Origin of the sequence: Campylobacter concisus, from assembly GCF_002912895.1 — a bacterium.
Taxonomy (GTDB): domain Bacteria; phylum Campylobacterota; class Campylobacteria; order Campylobacterales; family Campylobacteraceae; genus Campylobacter_A; species Campylobacter_A concisus_G.
The window spans coordinates 1-465 of sequence record NZ_POZX01000026.1; the positions used below are offsets into that span (position 1 = coordinate 1).

Sequence of the window (465 nt, forward strand, 5' to 3'; positions counted from 1 at the left end):
AAATTTGCCCCTTATCTTGCCATCATCGCCGCTAAGTCTAAGCCCTATACCCGCGAGCGCGCAGGAGCTCATACAAAAGACGCGCTGGGGGCTTGGCGGTGAGCTAAGCAGCGCGGAGGAGGCGCGACTAGAGGAATATTTTAATAGCGGCAAATACAAACCGAAGCAAGAGTTTATGCACTGGGCGTTCGTAACTGTCGATAAGGCAAATAGAATCTAAATTTAAGCGTTCTATGCAAATTTGTCCCTGAAATGGAGCAAAATTTAATGTTAGTTATATGGCAAAGTAAAAGATAATTGGCAAGTTTTATAAAGTGGTTTTTTGCTTAGTGCCAATGTTTTAAGCAATAAAAATAAAGGTCAGTAGACTTTAAGTTATAGATAGTTTTATGGCGGGTAGAGAGAAATTCAAACTCGCCGTGTTCTCACTAAGTTACTTAAATCCCACAATCGCTTATGATATAA

1 pseudogene is annotated in these 465 nt (G+C 40.6%); it reads left to right on the forward strand.

What is annotated here, in order from left to right:
• Positions 1-220 (forward strand): annotated as a pseudogene (locus tag CYP51_RS03170) (hypothetical protein); the annotation flags it as partial.
• Positions 221-465 lie beyond the last annotated feature (245 nt).